Source organism: Noviherbaspirillum sp. FW303-A3, from assembly GCF_058788695.1.
Map to the genome: position 1 here is coordinate 4,249,557 of NZ_JBYTAZ010000001.1, position 15,137 is coordinate 4,264,693.

17 protein-coding genes and 1 riboswitch are annotated in these 15,137 nt (G+C 60.8%); of the genes, 9 read left to right on the plus strand and 8 right to left on the minus strand.

Going from position 1 to position 15,137, the window contains the following annotated elements:
• Window positions 1–35: 35 nt before the first annotated feature.
• Genes lptF through AC3WOY_RS20410 form a run of 3 tightly spaced genes read left to right on the plus strand, consistent with a single transcriptional unit; the run spans window position 36 to window position 2,670 of the window.
• Window positions 36–1,169: an LPS export ABC transporter permease LptF gene (gene lptF, locus AC3WOY_RS20400; RefSeq protein WP_492427079.1), complete on the plus strand. Its 1,134-nt coding sequence runs from the start codon at window positions 36–38 to the stop codon at window positions 1,167–1,169.
• Complete coding sequence (gene lptG, locus AC3WOY_RS20405) at window positions 1,166–2,293, plus strand: LPS export ABC transporter permease LptG (protein WP_492427081.1); 1,128 nt, start codon at window positions 1,166–1,168, stop codon at window positions 2,291–2,293. Before lptF ends, lptG begins: the two co-directional genes overlap by 4 nt.
• 8 nt (window positions 2,294–2,301) lie before the next feature.
• The gene (locus AC3WOY_RS20410; RefSeq protein WP_492427083.1) at window positions 2,302–2,670 is read left to right on the plus strand and encodes a sirohydrochlorin chelatase; all 369 of its coding nucleotides are present in this window, start codon (window positions 2,302–2,304) and stop codon (window positions 2,668–2,670) included.
• A 93-nt stretch (window positions 2,671–2,763) separates the two neighbouring features.
• On the opposite strand, the gene cobA is transcribed toward AC3WOY_RS20410, so the two are convergent.
• From cobA to AC3WOY_RS20445, 7 genes are read right to left on the minus strand one after another with little or no spacing between them, the layout of a single operon-like run.
• Window positions 2,764–3,492, minus strand: coding sequence for a uroporphyrinogen-III C-methyltransferase (gene cobA, locus AC3WOY_RS20415; RefSeq protein ID WP_492427085.1), 729 nt, complete (start codon window positions 3,490–3,492; stop codon window positions 2,764–2,766).
• A 10-nt stretch (window positions 3,493–3,502) separates the two neighbouring features.
• The gene (locus AC3WOY_RS20420; protein WP_492427087.1) at window positions 3,503–4,828 is read right to left on the minus strand and encodes a sulfate adenylyltransferase subunit 1; all 1,326 of its coding nucleotides are present in this window, start codon (window positions 4,826–4,828) and stop codon (window positions 3,503–3,505) included.
• Window positions 4,828–5,769: a sulfate adenylyltransferase subunit CysD gene (gene cysD, locus AC3WOY_RS20425; protein ID WP_492427089.1), complete on the minus strand. Its 942-nt coding sequence runs from the start codon at window positions 5,767–5,769 to the stop codon at window positions 4,828–4,830. The genes AC3WOY_RS20420 and cysD overlap by 1 nt, the downstream gene beginning before the upstream one ends.
• 3 nt (window positions 5,770–5,772) lie before the next feature.
• A complete protein-coding gene (locus AC3WOY_RS20430; RefSeq protein WP_492427091.1) occupies window positions 5,773–6,492 on the minus strand; it encodes a phosphoadenylyl-sulfate reductase in 720 nt (239 codons plus the stop codon).
• Window positions 6,489–7,013: a DUF934 domain-containing protein gene (locus tag AC3WOY_RS20435; RefSeq protein ID WP_492427093.1), complete on the minus strand. Its 525-nt coding sequence runs from the start codon at window positions 7,011–7,013 to the stop codon at window positions 6,489–6,491. The genes AC3WOY_RS20430 and AC3WOY_RS20435 overlap by 4 nt, the downstream gene beginning before the upstream one ends.
• Entirely contained in the window at window positions 7,006–8,700 is a 1,695-nt protein-coding gene (locus tag AC3WOY_RS20440; protein WP_492427095.1) for a nitrite/sulfite reductase, read from the minus strand. Before AC3WOY_RS20440 ends, AC3WOY_RS20435 begins: the two co-directional genes overlap by 8 nt.
• Before the next feature lie 15 nt (window positions 8,701–8,715).
• Complete coding sequence (locus AC3WOY_RS20445) at window positions 8,716–9,489, minus strand: sulfite exporter TauE/SafE family protein (protein WP_492427097.1); 774 nt, start codon at window positions 9,487–9,489, stop codon at window positions 8,716–8,718.
• A 136-nt stretch (window positions 9,490–9,625) separates the two neighbouring features.
• Here AC3WOY_RS20445 and AC3WOY_RS20450 point away from each other — a divergent pair, with 136 nt between their 5' ends.
• The 3 genes from AC3WOY_RS20450 to AC3WOY_RS20460 all read left to right on the plus strand — a co-directional run bounded on the left by AC3WOY_RS20450 (window position 9,626) and on the right by AC3WOY_RS20460 (window position 12,195).
• On the plus strand, window positions 9,626–10,567 hold the full coding sequence (locus tag AC3WOY_RS20450) for a CysB family HTH-type transcriptional regulator (protein ID WP_492427099.1): 942 nt from the start codon (window positions 9,626–9,628) through the stop codon (window positions 10,565–10,567).
• The gene (locus AC3WOY_RS20455) at window positions 10,564–11,349 is read left to right on the plus strand and encodes an HAD family hydrolase (protein WP_492427101.1); all 786 of its coding nucleotides are present in this window, start codon (window positions 10,564–10,566) and stop codon (window positions 11,347–11,349) included. Before AC3WOY_RS20450 ends, AC3WOY_RS20455 begins: the two co-directional genes overlap by 4 nt.
• Window positions 11,350–11,446: 97 nt before the next feature.
• A riboswitch (yybP-ykoY riboswitch) is annotated at window positions 11,447–11,621 on the plus strand.
• Window positions 11,622–11,625: 4 nt separating this feature from the next.
• Window positions 11,626–12,195, plus strand: coding sequence for a TMEM165/GDT1 family protein (locus AC3WOY_RS20460; protein ID WP_492427103.1), 570 nt, complete (start codon window positions 11,626–11,628; stop codon window positions 12,193–12,195).
• Here the strand turns inward: AC3WOY_RS20460 and AC3WOY_RS20465 are convergent.
• On the minus strand, window positions 12,192–12,989 hold the full coding sequence (locus AC3WOY_RS20465) for an IclR family transcriptional regulator (protein WP_492427105.1): 798 nt from the start codon (window positions 12,987–12,989) through the stop codon (window positions 12,192–12,194). The genes AC3WOY_RS20460 and AC3WOY_RS20465 overlap by 4 nt on opposite strands.
• A 153-nt stretch (window positions 12,990–13,142) precedes the next feature.
• On the opposite strand from AC3WOY_RS20465, the gene AC3WOY_RS20470 reads away from it, so the two are divergent.
• Genes AC3WOY_RS20470 through AC3WOY_RS20480 form a run of 3 tightly spaced genes read left to right on the plus strand, consistent with a single transcriptional unit; the run spans window position 13,143 to window position 15,118 of the window.
• Window positions 13,143–14,141, plus strand: a complete 999-nt coding sequence (locus tag AC3WOY_RS20470) for a fumarylacetoacetate hydrolase family protein (protein ID WP_492427107.1) — start codon at window positions 13,143–13,145, stop codon at window positions 14,139–14,141.
• Window positions 14,142–14,161: 20 nt separating this feature from the next.
• On the plus strand, window positions 14,162–14,725 hold the full coding sequence (locus AC3WOY_RS20475) for a VOC family protein (RefSeq protein WP_492427109.1): 564 nt from the start codon (window positions 14,162–14,164) through the stop codon (window positions 14,723–14,725).
• Between the two features lie 6 nt (window positions 14,726–14,731).
• The gene (locus AC3WOY_RS20480; RefSeq protein ID WP_492427111.1) at window positions 14,732–15,118 is read left to right on the plus strand and encodes a nuclear transport factor 2 family protein; all 387 of its coding nucleotides are present in this window, start codon (window positions 14,732–14,734) and stop codon (window positions 15,116–15,118) included.
• Window positions 15,119–15,137: the final 19 nt, after the last annotated feature.

Consider the following 15,137-nt stretch of genomic DNA (forward strand, 5'->3'; position numbering starts at 1 on the left):
CTCCTTCTCCAGACGCAATTATAGTCTTCTATTCAATGATCTTTCAGCGCGCTCTCCGACGCGAACTGGTAAGTACCGCAGGCGCTGTCTTCACCACGCTTTTCACGATCACGATTACTGTCATGCTGATCAAGATCCTCGGCCAGGCGGCCGGAGGCAAGGTCGCATCGCAGGACGTGATCGCACTCATCGGCTTTGCTGCCTTGCGCTACCTGCCGATCATCCTGATTCTGACATCCTTCATCTCGGTCCTTGTTGTCGTAACGCGAAGTTATCAGGATTCGGAAATGGTGGTCTGGTTCGCATCCGGCCTTTCATTGTCCCGCTGGATCAAGCCGGTCATGTCCTTCGGCCTGCCTGTCATCGCCGTTGTGGTCGCCCTGAGCTTCTTTGTGACGCCGTGGGCGAACCGCCAGAGCGCGGAATTCCGTGAACGCTTCCAGAAGCGCGAGGATATCGCAAAGGTATCGCCCGGACGTTTCCAGGAGTCGTCCTCGGCCGACCGCATCTTCTTCGTCGAAGCGGTCAGCGGCGATGCGACCAAGGTGCAGAACGTGTTCGTCAACACGGTCAAGGACGGCCGCAACACGATCGTCGTCGCCAAAGAGGGGGCGATCGCTCTCGACGAGCGCGGTGACAAGTTCCTCGTGATGGACCAGGGGCGCCGCTACGATGGCATGGGCAACCAGGCGGATTTCCGGGTCATGGAATTCGAACGCTACGGCGTGCTGGTGGCGCGCCAGTCGCAGGCGCTGGTCGGCGACCAGTCGGCACGATCCTTGTCGACGCCGGAATTGCTGGCCAACATGAACAACTTCAACGCCGGGGAACTCCTCTGGCGTATTTCGCTTCCGGTGATGGGGTTGCTGCTCATGCTGCTGGCGATTCCTCTAAGCTTTGCCAACCCGCGTGGCGGACGTTCGGCCAACCTGCTGATTGCGCTCCTGCTGTTCATTATCTACAGCAACATGGTGAGCGTGTTCCAGGCGTCGGTGGTGCAGAAGCGTCTCGCCTTCGAGGCGGCATGGTGGCCGCTGCACCTTGTCGCCGCGATCCTGATCGTCCTGTTGTTCTCGTGGCGCCTCTTCGTCAATAGCCCCTACCACCCGGCAACGATGTGGGGCGCGTTCAAGCGTGCCTGGCTGTTCAGGAAAGGGAGCGCGCAATGAGGGTGCTCGATCGTTATGTGTCCCGCGAGGTCGTCGGTGCCGTCGTATTTGCGCTCGTGGCCTTCCTCGCGCTGTTCGCATTTTTCGACCTGATCGGCGAACTGCCGCAAGTCGGTCGCGGCGGCTACGAATTGCAGCATGCCTTCCTGTACGTGCTGATGGGACTGCCTGGTTATGTCTACGACCTGATGCCGATTGCGGCCCTGATCGGAACGATTTACGCACTCGCCCAGCTCGCGGCCAAGTCGGAATTCACCATCATGCGCGCGTCCGGGCTCTCGACCGGGCGGGCAGGGTGGATGCTGGCAAAGGTCGGCATCGTCTTTGTGCTGATCACTTTCCTGTTCGGCGAAGTCATTGCGCCGGCGAGCAGCGAGATGAGGGAGAGGCTGAAGCTGCAGGCGCAAGGCTCGACGGTATCCAAGGAATTCCGCACCGGGTTGTGGACCAAGGACGTGATCCGGGCAAACGGGATCGAGGGAGACCCGATTGGATCGCGCTTCCTGAACGTCGTAGACGTCACGCCTGACGGACAGTTGCAGGGTGTGAAAATGTACGAGTTCGACCGCGAGTTCCATCTGACCGCGATGGTGACGGCGGACCGGGCGGACTACAAGAACAACAATGTCTGGCGCATGGCGAACGTGACGGAAACGGTTTTTCCGCGCAATGCGACGGATATTTCCTCGGTGGTGACGACGAAGCAGCTGCCGTCCAGGGATCTCGTCTCGGAGATCACACCGGACATCCTCTCCGTGCTCTTTGCCGATCCGGACCGCATGTCCGCCTACGGCCTTGCGACCTACACGCGCCACCTTGCGGAGAACAAGCAGACCACCGAGCGGTATGAGATCGCCTTCTGGAAAAAGCTGTTCTATCCGCTGGCCGTGCTGGTCATGATGGCGTTGGCCTTGCCCTTTGCCTACCTGCACTTCCGCGCGGGCGGCGTGAGCCTGAAGATCTTCATCGGCATCATGATCGGGGTGAGTTTTCAGTTGCTTAACAGCCTGTTCTCGCACCTCGGATTGCTCAATACCTGGCCACCGCTGGCAACGGCCGTGTTGCCGAGCGCAACCTTCCTGCTGGTCGCCATAGCGGCATTGCTATGGGTGCAAAAACATTAGGAGGCATCATGGCCCAGCGTTCCCTCATCCTGTTTGCCCACGGCGCGCGCGATCCGCGCTGGAAGGAGCCTTTCCTGCGCCTGCAGCAATTGACGCAGGCGCAAGTGCCGGATGTTGCCGTGTCGCTTGCTTTCCTGGAATTGATGGAGCCGCGCCTGCCCGAACTGGTGAAGCAACTGGTGCAGGATGGATGCAGGGAAGTGACGGTCGTGCCGATTTTCTTCGGGCAGGGCGGGCATGTGCTGCGTGACCTGCCGGTCATGGTGGACCAGTTGAAGCAGGATTATCCGGATGTGGATATCAAGGCGGTTGCCGCTGTCGGTGAAAATGCCGATGTGCTGAATGCGATCGCGCGCTATTGCGTAGACTCGCTCTAGTGGTAGCCCGGATGGAGTGAAACGGAATCCTGGATGTTGATGCGCCAATTGCCCCGGATTCCATTTCACTTCATCCAGGCTACGCCTCCAGGACTACTCGCGTGGTGCAAGTGCCTCGCCAAACATCACCAGCACCGGCCCGTGGCAATCCGCCAGGCCTTTCTCCAGCTCGCTCAACCGGAACCGCAGGATGCGTTCATTCGCGCGGCTGCAATTTTCGATAACAAGTACAGGCAGGGTCGGAGCACGACCTTGCGCCAGCAGCCTTTGCGCCGTGACGATTGCCTCCCTGCCGCCCATGTACTGGATGAGGGTATCGCAGTCGGGGAGGGTAGTCTGTTCCGGATGGCCGGGGGCGGTTGCCGAGGTAAAGAAAGCGACGCTGCGGGCGATACCGCGTTTGGTCAGCGGTTGCTTCGATGAAGCGGCAGCGGCAAGGGCTGCAGTCACGCCCGGCACAATCTCGACTTCGATACCTTCCGCTTCCAGGGCTCGCAGTTCCTCGTCGGCGCGGCCGAACATCATCGGGTCGCCGCCTTTCAGCCGGACGACCAGTTTGTATTTTCGCGCGCACTCGACCAGCTTTTCGTTAATGACCGTTTGCGCAGTCGAACGCTGGCCGGAGCGTTTCCCGACGGGGATTTTTTCTGCCTGGGGGCAGAGCGCCAGCATTTCCTCGGTGACCAGGGCATCGTAAAGCACGACATCGGCCTGCGAAAGCAGCCGGGCGCCGCGGACCGTGATGAGGTCGGCGGCGCCCGGGCCGGCGCCGAGCAGGATGACCTTGCCGGTCGTCTTCTGCGCGGCGGATGAGGACGTCATGAAGCGAAGATCAGGCGATGCGGATCATGCCCGCAGCGACCGTCTGGTGCGTCACTTCATCGATCAGGATGAAGGAACCGGTCGAACGGATCGCGTCGTACGCATCGGCGGCCAGCGGTTGCTGGACGTTGATCGAGACGGTGGCGATATCGTTCAGCTTCAGCGCATCGGCAGCGCGGCGTTCCTGCGTGTTGATGTCGAGCAGGGTATCGATCTTCGTCACACGGGCCGCGACCTGCTTGGTCGTGTGCTTGAGCCAGTACTTGCGGCGCATGTCGAGCGGTTCTTCGGAGAGCCAGCAGACTTCCGCCGTCACGGTCTTGAGCAGCGTTGCCGGCTTGTCAGCCGCAACCAGCATGTCGCCGCGCGAGATGTCGAGGTATTCTTCCAGCAGGATCGTGACCGACTGTCCGACGGCGGCGGACTCCAGCGAATCGTCCAGTGTGACGATATCCTTGACGGTGCCGATCTGACCGCTCGGCTGCACCAGCAGCTTGTCACCCTTCTTCACCTTGCCCGCTTCGATACGGCCCATGTAGCCACGGAAATCGTTGGCTTCGTGGCCGTTGTGGCGTGCCACCAGTTGCACCGGATAGCGGAAGGGCTCGTCGTGTGATTCGTCGTAGACGGACAGCGATTCCAGCAGCTCGATCAGCGTCGGGCCCTCGTACCACGACAACTTGTCGCCCTTGGTCACGACATTGTCGCCAGCCAGTGCGGACAGCGGGATGGCGCGCACGTCGTTGAGGCCGAGCTGCTTCGCGAATTGCTGGTAAGCGGCAACGATGCGGTCGTAGACAGTCTTGTCGTAATCCACCAGGTCCATCTTGTTGACGGCCACGATCACGTGCTCGATGCGCAGCAGGTGGGCGATGGTCGAGTGGCGCTTGGTCTGCGTCAGCAGTTCCACGCTGCCGTCGTCGCCCAGCTTCACCTTGGACACGTCGACCAGGATGATGACGGCGTCGGCGGTCGAGGCACCGGTCACCATGTTGCGGGTGTACTGCTCGTGGCCCGGGGTATCGGCGATGATGAACTTGCGCTTCGGGGTGGCGAAATAGCGGTAGGCGACGTCAATGGTGATGCCTTGCTCGCGCTCGGCTTCCAGGCCGTCGGTCAGCAACGACAGGTCGACGGTGTCGCCGACGGTGCGTTTGTGCTTGGCACGCGAAATCGCGTCGAGCTGGTCGGCGAAGATCCCCTTGCTGTCAAACAGCAGGCGGCCGATCAGCGTGCTCTTGCCGTCGTCGACGGAGCCGGCGGTGATGAAGCGCAGCAGGCCGCGCTCCGTAGCGGCATTGTTCGACAACACTTGTTCAGAAACGGCGGCGTTCATCAGAAATACCCTTCTTTCTTGCGTTTTTCCATCGATGCTTCGGATGTCTGGTCATCCATGCGGGTCGCGCCGCGTTCGGTGATCTGGGTGACGGCGGTTTCCGCGATGATCGCGTCCACGTCCGCTGCGTCGGAGGCAACCGGGCAGGTGCAGGAGATGTCGCCCACGGTGCGGAAGCGCACGACACGGGTTTCGATCGTTTCGCCTTCGCGTGCCGGGGTCAGGTCGGTCAGCGGCACCAGCAGGCCGCTGCGCGGGATGACCTGGCGCTCGTGTGCAAAGTAGATTGGCGGCAGCGCCAGCTTTTCGCGGGCGATGTATTGCCATACATCGAGCTCGGTCCAGTTGGAGATCGGGAACACGCGCATGTTTTCGCCTGCATGGACGCGGGTGTTATACAGGTCCCACAGTTCCGGACGCTGGGCTTTCGGATTCCACTGACCGAATTCATCGCGGAAGGAGAAGATGCGCTCTTTCGCGCGGGCCTTCTCTTCGTCGCGGCGGGCACCGCCGATGCAGGCGTCAAAGCCGAATTCGGAAATCGTTTCCAGCAGCGTGACCGCCTGTGCGGCGTTGCGCGAATCCGTTTGCGGATTGCGCAGGCGGACCGTGCCGCGCTTCATCGAATCCTCGACAGAGCGCACGATCAGGCGCTCGCCCAGTTCCTTGGCGCGGCGGTCACGGAATTCGATCACTTCCGGGAAGTTGTGGCCGGTGTCGATGTGCACCAGCGGGAAGGGGAATTTACCGGGGCGGAACGCCTTCTCCGCGATGCGCAGCAGCACGACGGAGTCCTTGCCGCCCGAGAAGAGCAGGGCAGGGTTCGTGCACTCGGCTGCGACCTCGCGCATGATGTGGATCGCTTCCGATTCGAGCCAGTCCAGGTGACGGTTGCTGGCGGCGTCCAAAAAGAGTTTTTCGACTGCTGTATTCGTATTCATGATTTATTGTGCTGCTACCGATTTGATTCGAACAAGCTTGCCATCGACAACGTGAAGGCCGCATTCCTTGGATTCGGGGTTTTCCCACCACCAGCGGCCGGCGCGCACATCTTCGCCGGGCTGAATCGCCCGCGTGCAAGGCTCGCAGCCGATCGACGGATAACCCTTGTCATGCAGCGGATTGTAGGGAACGTTGTTGCTGCGGATGTAGTTCCACACGTCCTCTTCCGACCAGTCTGCGAGGGGGTTGAACTTTTGCATGCCGTGCGCCGGATCGTCTTCCTGCACCGCGAGTTCGGCGCGCGTGGTCGACTGCGCGCGGCGTTGGCCGGTGACCCAGGCCTTGTTGCCGGCGAGCGCGCGGTTCAGCGGCTCGACCTTGCGGATGCGGCAGCATTCCTTGCGCATGTCGACGCTGTCGTAGAAGGCGTTCAGGCCGTTCTGCTGCACGTAGGCGTCAACCGCAGCCTGTTCCGGCTTGTAGAGCTTGACGTCGACACCGTAGGTTTCCTTGATACGGTCGACCATGCCCAGCGTTTCCTTGTGCAGGCGGCCGGTCTCCAGCGTGAAAACGACGATCGGCAGTTTCGCGCGCAGGATCATGTCGGTCAGCACCATGTCCTCGGCGGCGAGGCTGGAGGCGAAAACCGCGGGCGAGAACTCGGCCGCGATACGCTTGAGCGTCGCCTGCGTGTTCTCGACCAGGGTGTTGAAGTCGCTCATGCCTCGGCTCCCACGCCGCGCTGCACGCGGCGGAACAGTGGGGACTTCTTGTCCCAGGAATTCGAGTACACCTCGGAGAAGTCGGTCAGGCCCTTCAGCGCATCGTGAATGTTCCTGTCTTCACGCACCGCGAAGGCATCGAAGCCCACGCGCTGCATGAGGAACAACTGGTCGCGCAGCACATCGCCGATGGCGCGCAGCTCGCCGGTATAGCCGAGGCGGGCGCGCAGGTTGTACGCGATCGAGTAGCCGCGGCCATCCGCGAACTTCGGGAAGTCGACGGCGACCAGCTTGAAGCGGCCGAGGTCGTCCTTCAGTTCTTCCGGACGCTCGCTGCTGCCGATCCAGACAGCGAGTTCGGCGCGGTTTTCCAGCGCGGCGCGCTGCTGCTGCCACACCTTCAGCGGAACGATCACCTTGCCTTCGGGCACGGCAACCGCGTCCGGCGTGTCTTCTTCGCCGAGGCGCAAAACGGTCCAGTCATCCGCCACGACGGCCTTGTTCTTGATGATGTTACGCATAGGCGTCTTCTCCGGCTTGATGTTCGATCTTGATCGGTGTGGCGTACACGAATTCCTTGAACGGCGTGACGCCGATGCGGCGTGCGGTCTCGATGAACCGCTCGTCTTCGATGCGCTCGCGCACATACACCTGCAGGATGCGGTCGATCACTTCGGTCACCTGGTGCGCGGAGAACGACGGGCCGATGATCTTGCCGATGCTCGACTCGTTTCCTTGCGCACCACCGATCGAGATCTGGTACCACTCGCTGCCGTCCTTGTCGACGCCGAGGATGCCGATATGGCCGATATGGTGGTGGCCGCAGGAGTTGATGCAGCCGGAAATGTTCAGCTCGATGTTGCCGATGTCATGCTGGAAGTCGAGGTTGTCGAAACGCTCGGCGATATCCTGCGCGATCGGGATCGACTTCGCATTGGCCAGCGCGCAGAAGTCGCCGCCCGGGCAGCAGATCATGTCGGTCAGGAAGCCGATGTTGGGCGTGGCCAGACCGTGCTTTTTTGCTTCTTCCCACAGCGCGATCAGGTCGGACTGCTTGACGTCGGCCAGCACCAGGTTCTGCTCGTGTGTGACGCGCAGTTCGCCGAAGCTGTAGCGGTCCGCGAGGTCGGCGACGAAATCCATCTGTTCCGCGGTTGCGTCACCCGGCGGCACGCCGGTCTTCTTCAGCGACAGCACGACGGCGGCGTAACCCGGAATCTTGTGGCCCTTGACGTTGCGCTCGATCCACTTGGCGAAGGCCTTGTTTTCCGCTTTCAGCTTTTCAACCGAATCGTCGGTCGCCGGCAGGGTTTCGTAAGCGGGTGCGGTGAAGTAGGCGGCAACACGGTTCAGTTCTTCCACGGTCAGCGTGCTGGGGCCATCCTTCAGGTCTTGCCATTCCTCTTCCACCTGGCGCGCGAATTCCTCGACGCCGATTGCTTTCACCAGGATCTTGATGCGCGCCTTGTACATGTTGTCGCGGCGGCCGTACTGGTTGTAGACGCGCAGGATCGCTTCGATGTAGCTCAGTGCGTGCTGCCACGGCAGGAAGGAGCGGATCTCGCTGCCCAGGATCGGGGTGCGTCCCATGCCGCCGCCGACGAACACGCGGAAACCGATTTCGCCCTGCTCGTTCTTTGCGATGGACAAGCCGATGTCATGCACCATGATCGCCGCGCGGTCTTCTTCCGCGCCGTTGATGGCGATTTTGAACTTGCGCGGCAGGAAGGCGAATTCCGGATGGAAGGTGCTCCACTGGCGCAGGATTTCGCAGTACGGACGCGGATCGACGATCTCGTCCGGTGCGACACCGGCGAACTGGTCGGAAGTGATGTTGCGCACGCAGTTGCCGGAGGTCTGGATGGCATGCATTTCGACCGAAGCCAGCTTGGCGAGGATGTCCGGCGTCTCTTCGACCTTGATCCAGTTGAACTGGATGTTCTGGCGCGTCGTGAAGTGGCCGTAGCCGCGGTCGTGCTCGCGCGCGATGTGGGCGAACATGCGGACTTGCTTCGACGACAGTAGGCCGTAGGGCACCGCGATGCGCAGCATGTAGGCATGACGCTGGTAGTACAGGCCGTTCTGCAGGCGCAGCGGGCGGAATTCGTCTTCGGTCAGTTCGTTGGCAAGGCGGCGGCGCACCTGGTCGGCATACTGCGCGACACGTTCCTTGACGATCTGATGATCATATTGGTCGTAACGGTACATCTTCTTGTTCCAATCTTAAAAAACCAGTTTTGCGGCGACGCCGGTCAGCGTCGTTGCCAGCAAGCCGCGCAGGATCTTTTCCGGGACTGCCTTGGCGGCGAGCGAACCGATAGTGATGCCTGGCAGTGAGCCCAGCAGCAGGGCTCCCAGCAGCATCCAGTTGATCGAGCCGAGCCACCAGTGACCGAAGGCGGCAATGGCGGTCAGCGGGACGGCGTAGGCGATGTCGGTGCCGGCGATCTCCGCCGGGGACAGGCGAGGATACAGCAAGACCAGTATTGTCGCACCGATTGCGCCTGCGCCGATGGAGGAGACGGTGACCAGCGTGCCGAGGACTGCGCCCACAACGATGGTGGCAACAGTCAGTTTAGTTCCTTGCAGCTGTTTTTCGGGATGTTTGAGTACCCAGGCCTGCATGCGGCCGCGGAAGAGCAGCGCGACGACGGTCAGCAGCACCGAAAAAGCAATGGAATAGCGGATGATCTGGCCGATTTCCTTGTCCAGCGCTCCAAAGTACTTGAGGGCAATGGCAGCAAGGACGGCGGACGGGAGTGCGCCATAGCAGAGGTGGCGCACGATATCCCAATGTACGGTGCCGCGATAGCGGTGGGCGATCGTGCCGGCTGCCTTGGTCGTGGAGGCGAAAGCCAGGTCGGTCCCGACTGCAACGGTGGGGGAGACGCCGAACATCAGCGTGAGCAGGGGCGTCATCAACGATCCGCCGCCAACGCCAGTCAGGCCGACCAGCAGGCCGACGGCAAATCCGGAAAGAACATAAGTAAGAGTCATGTAACCTCGCGCAAATTAGCGTGAATCGTAATAAACTAATTCCTTATTCCAAACTACTTAGTATTTATTTGCTTATATGCTTAATCGGCATATGCAAGCGCGGAAAAGTAGTGTTGGTAATTGCACAAGGGAAAAGATGAATCTCCATCAACTCCGCTTCGTCCGGGAAGCCGTCAGGCAGAACTTCAACCTGACAGAAGCCGCCAAGGCTCTGTATACATCCCAGCCCGGTGTTTCCAAGGCCATCATTGAACTGGAAGAAGAACTGGGCGTGGATATCTTCACGCGGCATGGCAAGCGTATCCGCGGCTTGACCGAACCGGGCAGGGCAGTCCTGCGTTCCGTCGAGCTGATCATGCAGGAGATCGATGGCCTGAAACGGATCGGCAAGGAATTCGCCGCCCAGGACAGCGGCAGCTTTACGATCGCCACAACCCACACGCAGGCGCGCTACACCTTGCCAAAGGTGGTGCAGGCATTTACCCAGAAGTACCCGAAGGTCCGGTTGTCGTTATTGCAAGGCAATCCGCGTCAGATCGCTGAAATGGTATCCAAGGATCAGGCTGACCTGGCGATTGCGACCGAGGCCATTGCCAACGCGGACGGGCTGATTTCCCTGCCATGCTACCAGTGGGAGCATGTCGTCGTGGTGCCGCATGAGCATCCTTTGCTCAAGTCCAAGGCCATTACCCTGGAAGAAATCGCTACCTACCCTCTCATTACCTATGACAGCGCGTTTGCCGGCCGCGCCAAGATCGACCACGCCTTCACGATCCGCGACCTGAAGCCGGACATTCTTCTCGAAGCCATCGACGCGGATGTGATCAAGACCTATGTCGAGCTGGGGATGGGTGTCGGCATCATCGCCGGCATGGCGTTCGATCCCGATAGGGACAAGGGGCTGGAGGCCATTTCCGTCGGGCATCTGTTTGGCACCAATGTTTCCCGGATCGCCCTCAAGCAGGGGGCTTATCTGCGCAGCTATGTATACAGTTTCATCGAATTGCTGACGCCGACACTGAACCGGAAGCTGATCGAGCAGATCATGAGCGGCGAAAAGGACAGCTACGAGCTATGAAGCCGCTGGCGCACTGGCCGGAAGATGAGCGGCGGCGGATCAGCGGCGTCCTGACCGATATTGACGATACGCTCACGACGCACGGCCGGATGTTGCCTGAGGTCCTTTCTGCCCTCGGCCGGCTCCAGTCCGCCGGAATGCTCCTTGTAGCCGTCACCGGGCGGCCGACGTACTGGGCGATGCCCTTGCTGCGCTTGTGCGGATTCGACGCGGTGATCGCCGAAAATGGGGCGAGCGCGTTCTGGCGCGAGTCGGGAGCGATTCGCTCGTGGTTCTATGCAGATGAGGCAACGCGCCGAGAACATCGCCGGCAGCTTGAAGCTTTCGTACCCCTGCTGCAACGACGCTTTCCAGATATTGCGGTTGCCGAAGATGCTCCCCAGCGAGTCGGTGACCTCGCCTTTGATATTGGCGAGAACATTTCTCCGCTTCCCGCAAACGAGGTAAGGGAGGTACTCGAATTCATGCGCGCCAATCGCTTCCACGCCGCGGCGAGCAGCATTCATGCACATGCTTCCCTTGCACAGTTCTGCAAGCAGGCGACCAGCCAGCACATCCTTGCGGAAGTCTTTGGCATTGACGACCGGGTTGCCTGCGATACGTTTGCCTTCATCGGAGACTCGGGCAACGACGCCCGCATGTTCGCCCACTATCCGCATGCGGTCGGCGTTGCCAATATTGCTTCGCACCTGGACAGGCTGGAGACGCTTCCGGCCTATGTCACTCCATCGCCGTACGGTACGGGCTTCGTCGAATTTGCCGAGGCCATCCTAGTGTCCTGAGTCAGAAATTCGTTGAAGAAAAGCGAACGTCTGACTCAGGACACTAGCCGCCCATCCATAAATTTCTCCCATGAAACATCGCGTCTAGGGTAAAATCCCTGCCGTCATTGGGGAGTAGCCTCCCTCCGATTTGCGAGAGGGGCTTGCGTCAACAGACTTGGCCGTACGGCCATGGCGCAAGCGACTCCAGGTTTGGCGAGACCTTTGACCATGCTGCCTCTGCTTGGGCTGGAGGGCACGCATGGTCATCGGTATTCATCCGGCCCTGGAGCATTCATGGAAGCTTTCCTGTTATCGACCGGCATCGTTGCCCTTGCTGAAATGGGCGACAAGACGCAGCTGCTGTCCCTTCTCCTCGCTGCGAAATTCCGCCGGCCTCTTCCCATCATTATTGGCATCCTCGTCGCCACCCTGTTCAACCATGCCTTTGCCGGCGCGGTCGGCGGCTGGATCACGGCTTTCTTCGGTACCGATGTGCTGCGCTGGGTGCTCGGCTTGTCGTTCCTTGCAATGGCGGTGTGGACGCTAATCCCGGACAAGATCGATGACGTGGAGGCCAAGCACGAACGCTTCGGCGTCTTTGTGACGACGGTGATTGCTTTCTTCCTGGCTGAAATGGGCGACAAGACGCAGGTGGCGACGGTGGCGCTGGTCGCCAGATACTCCGCCTTCTATGCGGTGGTTGCCGGGACTACGCTGGGCATGATGATCGCCAATATTCCTGCCGTCCTGTTGGGCAACAAGATCATCGAGATGGTGTCGATGCGACTGGTGCATGCCATCGCGGCCGTCATATTCGCGGTACTGGGCGTGCTGACGCTGCTGAATGTCGGCAGCCTGTTCTAATCCCTGAAGCCGAGGCGCCGCGACAATTGTTCCGCGTGCGCCTTCGTCTGCTGCGCGATGTGGCCGTTCCAGTCCTGGTCGACATGGGCGGCGGAACCCACCACCGTCAGTGCGAAGCGCATGCGTCTGTCGTGGTCGAAGACGGGGGCGGAAAAAGCGTTGAAACCGGCGAGAAGGCGTTCAGCGGTGCGTGTCGTGCCGACGGGGCGTGCGGCGGCGGGCTCGAGATGGCCGATCATGCGCGCCATGCCATGGCGGCGCGTCTCGTCGAGCAGCGGTTGCAGTTCGGCTTTCGACTGCGGCGCGTCGAGTTTTTCGCGGCGGTTCTGCGCCAGCTCGTTGTGCAGCAGTTCGCCGGTTTCATTCTCCGGCAGGTAGGCGGCAAAGCACAGGCCGCTGGCCGTGTAGGTCATCGGCATCACACTACCGATCTGCAGGTTGATCGTCACCGGGCGCTTCGATTGCAGCAGGCGGATGTAAGTCGGCCCGAAGTTTCCCCAGGTGGCGAGGGCAACGGTTTCTCCGGTGGCATCACGCAGCGATGCCAGCGTTTCATCGGCCAGTTTCACCGCATCCAGACGCCCCAGCGCCACCAATCCCAGTTCCAGCGCCAGTCCGCCCAGGTCGTACAGGCCGGTTGCCGCATCCTGCTCGATGAGTCCGACTCGGATCAGGCTGACGAGGTAGCGATGGGCTTTCGCTGCCGGCATCCCGGCGCTCCGCGCGATCGCGGAAAGCGCCAGCGGCCCGGACGAGCGCGCAAGCGCCAGCAGGAGCGGTCCGGCGACTTCCACGGACTGGATTCCTTGACGCGCGTCTGAAGACGGGCTTTCGGCAGTTGATTTCATTCCCGGATGAGATTACGATATGGTGAATTAATTTAATAATACGTAATTTTCGGCGATCGCGAAAGACTTTCGCCGGCCTCTCGACGACAAGGACACCGGATGAAACTTGCCACCCTCAAGGATGGAACCTGCGACGGCCAGCTTGCCGTCGTCTCACGCGACCTGAAGACCGCCCATATCGCCGATGGAATCGCGCTCACGCTGCAGCGCGCGCTGGACGACTGGAGTTTCATCGCCCCGCAGCTTGAAGAGTTGTACGCACAACTGAATGCAGGCAAGGCGCACCGCCCCTTCGATTTCGATCCGAAACGTTGCATGGCGCCGCTGCCGCGCGCCTACCAGTGGGCAGACGGTTCTGCCTATGTGAACCATGTCGAACTGGTGCGCAAGGCACGCAAGGCCGAGATGCCGGAATCCTTCTGGCACGACCCGCTGATGTATCAGGGCGGTTCGGACGAGTTCATCGGACCGACCGACGACATCCTGCTGGAATCGGAAGACTGGGGCATCGATTTCGAGGGCGAAGTCGCCGTGATTACCGACGACGTGCCGATGGGAACGGCAGCAGCGAGCGCTGCATCCCACATCAAACTGCTGATGCTGGTCAACGACGTCTCATTGCGCAACCTGATTCCTGCTGAGCTGGCAAAGGGCTTTGGTTTCTTTCAGTCGAAACCGGCTTCCAGCTTTTCTCCAGTCGCGGTCACGCCGGACGAACTCGGCGACGCCTGGCAGGACGGCAAGGTCCATCTGCCGCTGCGAGCCACTTGGAACGGCGCCCTGGTCGGGCAGCCGAATGCGGGCGTCGACATGGTGTTCAGCTTCCCGCAACTGATTGCCCACCTGACGAAGACGCGCGGCGCGCGTGCGGGATCGATCATCGGCTCCGGCACGGTGTCGAACAAGGACGCGTCCAAGGGCTATACCTGCGTTGCCGAAAAACGGGCGCTGGAAATGATTGCGGACGGCGAAGCGAAAACGCCGTTCATGAAATTCGGCGACACCATCAAGATCGAGATGCTGGACACCAACGGTAAATCGATTTTTGGCGCGATCAACCAGCAGGTCGCGCAGTACACGCCGCCAAAAGCGCGTTGAAACTCAGTCAAGGAGCTGCCATGAGCATACTCGCTGCCACTCAGGTCGGCCAGGCCGCCGCCATTCCCGCCGCCGTGCCGATCCACGGGCTGCATCACTTCGCCTACCGTTGCCGCGATGCGGAGGAGACCCGGCATTTCTACGAGGATATTCTCGGGCTGCCGCTGTTCCACTACATTCGCAAGGACATCGTGCCTTCGACCGGTGAATACTGTCCGTACGTGCACATCTTCTTCCGCATGACCGACGGTTCCTGCATGGCGTTTTTCGACCTCGGCGACGATACCGCGCCGGCGCCTTCCGCGAATACGCCCGCGTGGGTCAACCACATTGCCTTGCGCGTGGATACCGTGGAGCAGCTGGAGGCGATGAAGACGCGTCTCGAGGCGAACGGTATCGAAGTGCTCGGCGTCACCGACCATCGCATCTTCAATTCGATCTATTTCTTCGATCCCAACGGCATTCGCCTCGAACTGTGCGCGCAGCTCGCGCCCGCCACGCAGATGGTCGAGGAGCAAAAGGGCATCCATGAAAAACTGGATGCGTGGACGAAGGAAAAGGCTGAGCGGCTTGCAAGGAAATAGATGACCATGACGCCGAAAGAACTTTGCGAGCAATACCTCGCCGCCTTGAACGAAGGCAGCATCGACCGCGTGCTTGCATTGTTCGAGCCGGATGCGTACGTCCTTTCGCCGCTCTACGGCAGGATGCCGGTCGCGCCGTTCTATGCCGGATTGTTCGGCGATACCAACCGCTCGGAAACCACCTTCGTCAACCTGTTCGAATCGGCGTCGGGGCCGGTTGCGCTGCAGTTCCATTACCGGTGGACGCTCAAGAGCGGGCGTGTGGTCGAGTTCGACTGCGTTGACGTGTTCGCGCTCAATGCCGACCGGTCGCGCTTTACCAGCCTGACGATCATCTACGACACGGCGCCCTTGCGCGAGGACTTCGACGCGGCGCGGCGCTTGCCGGGGTAAGGGGAGGGGGAAGGTAAGC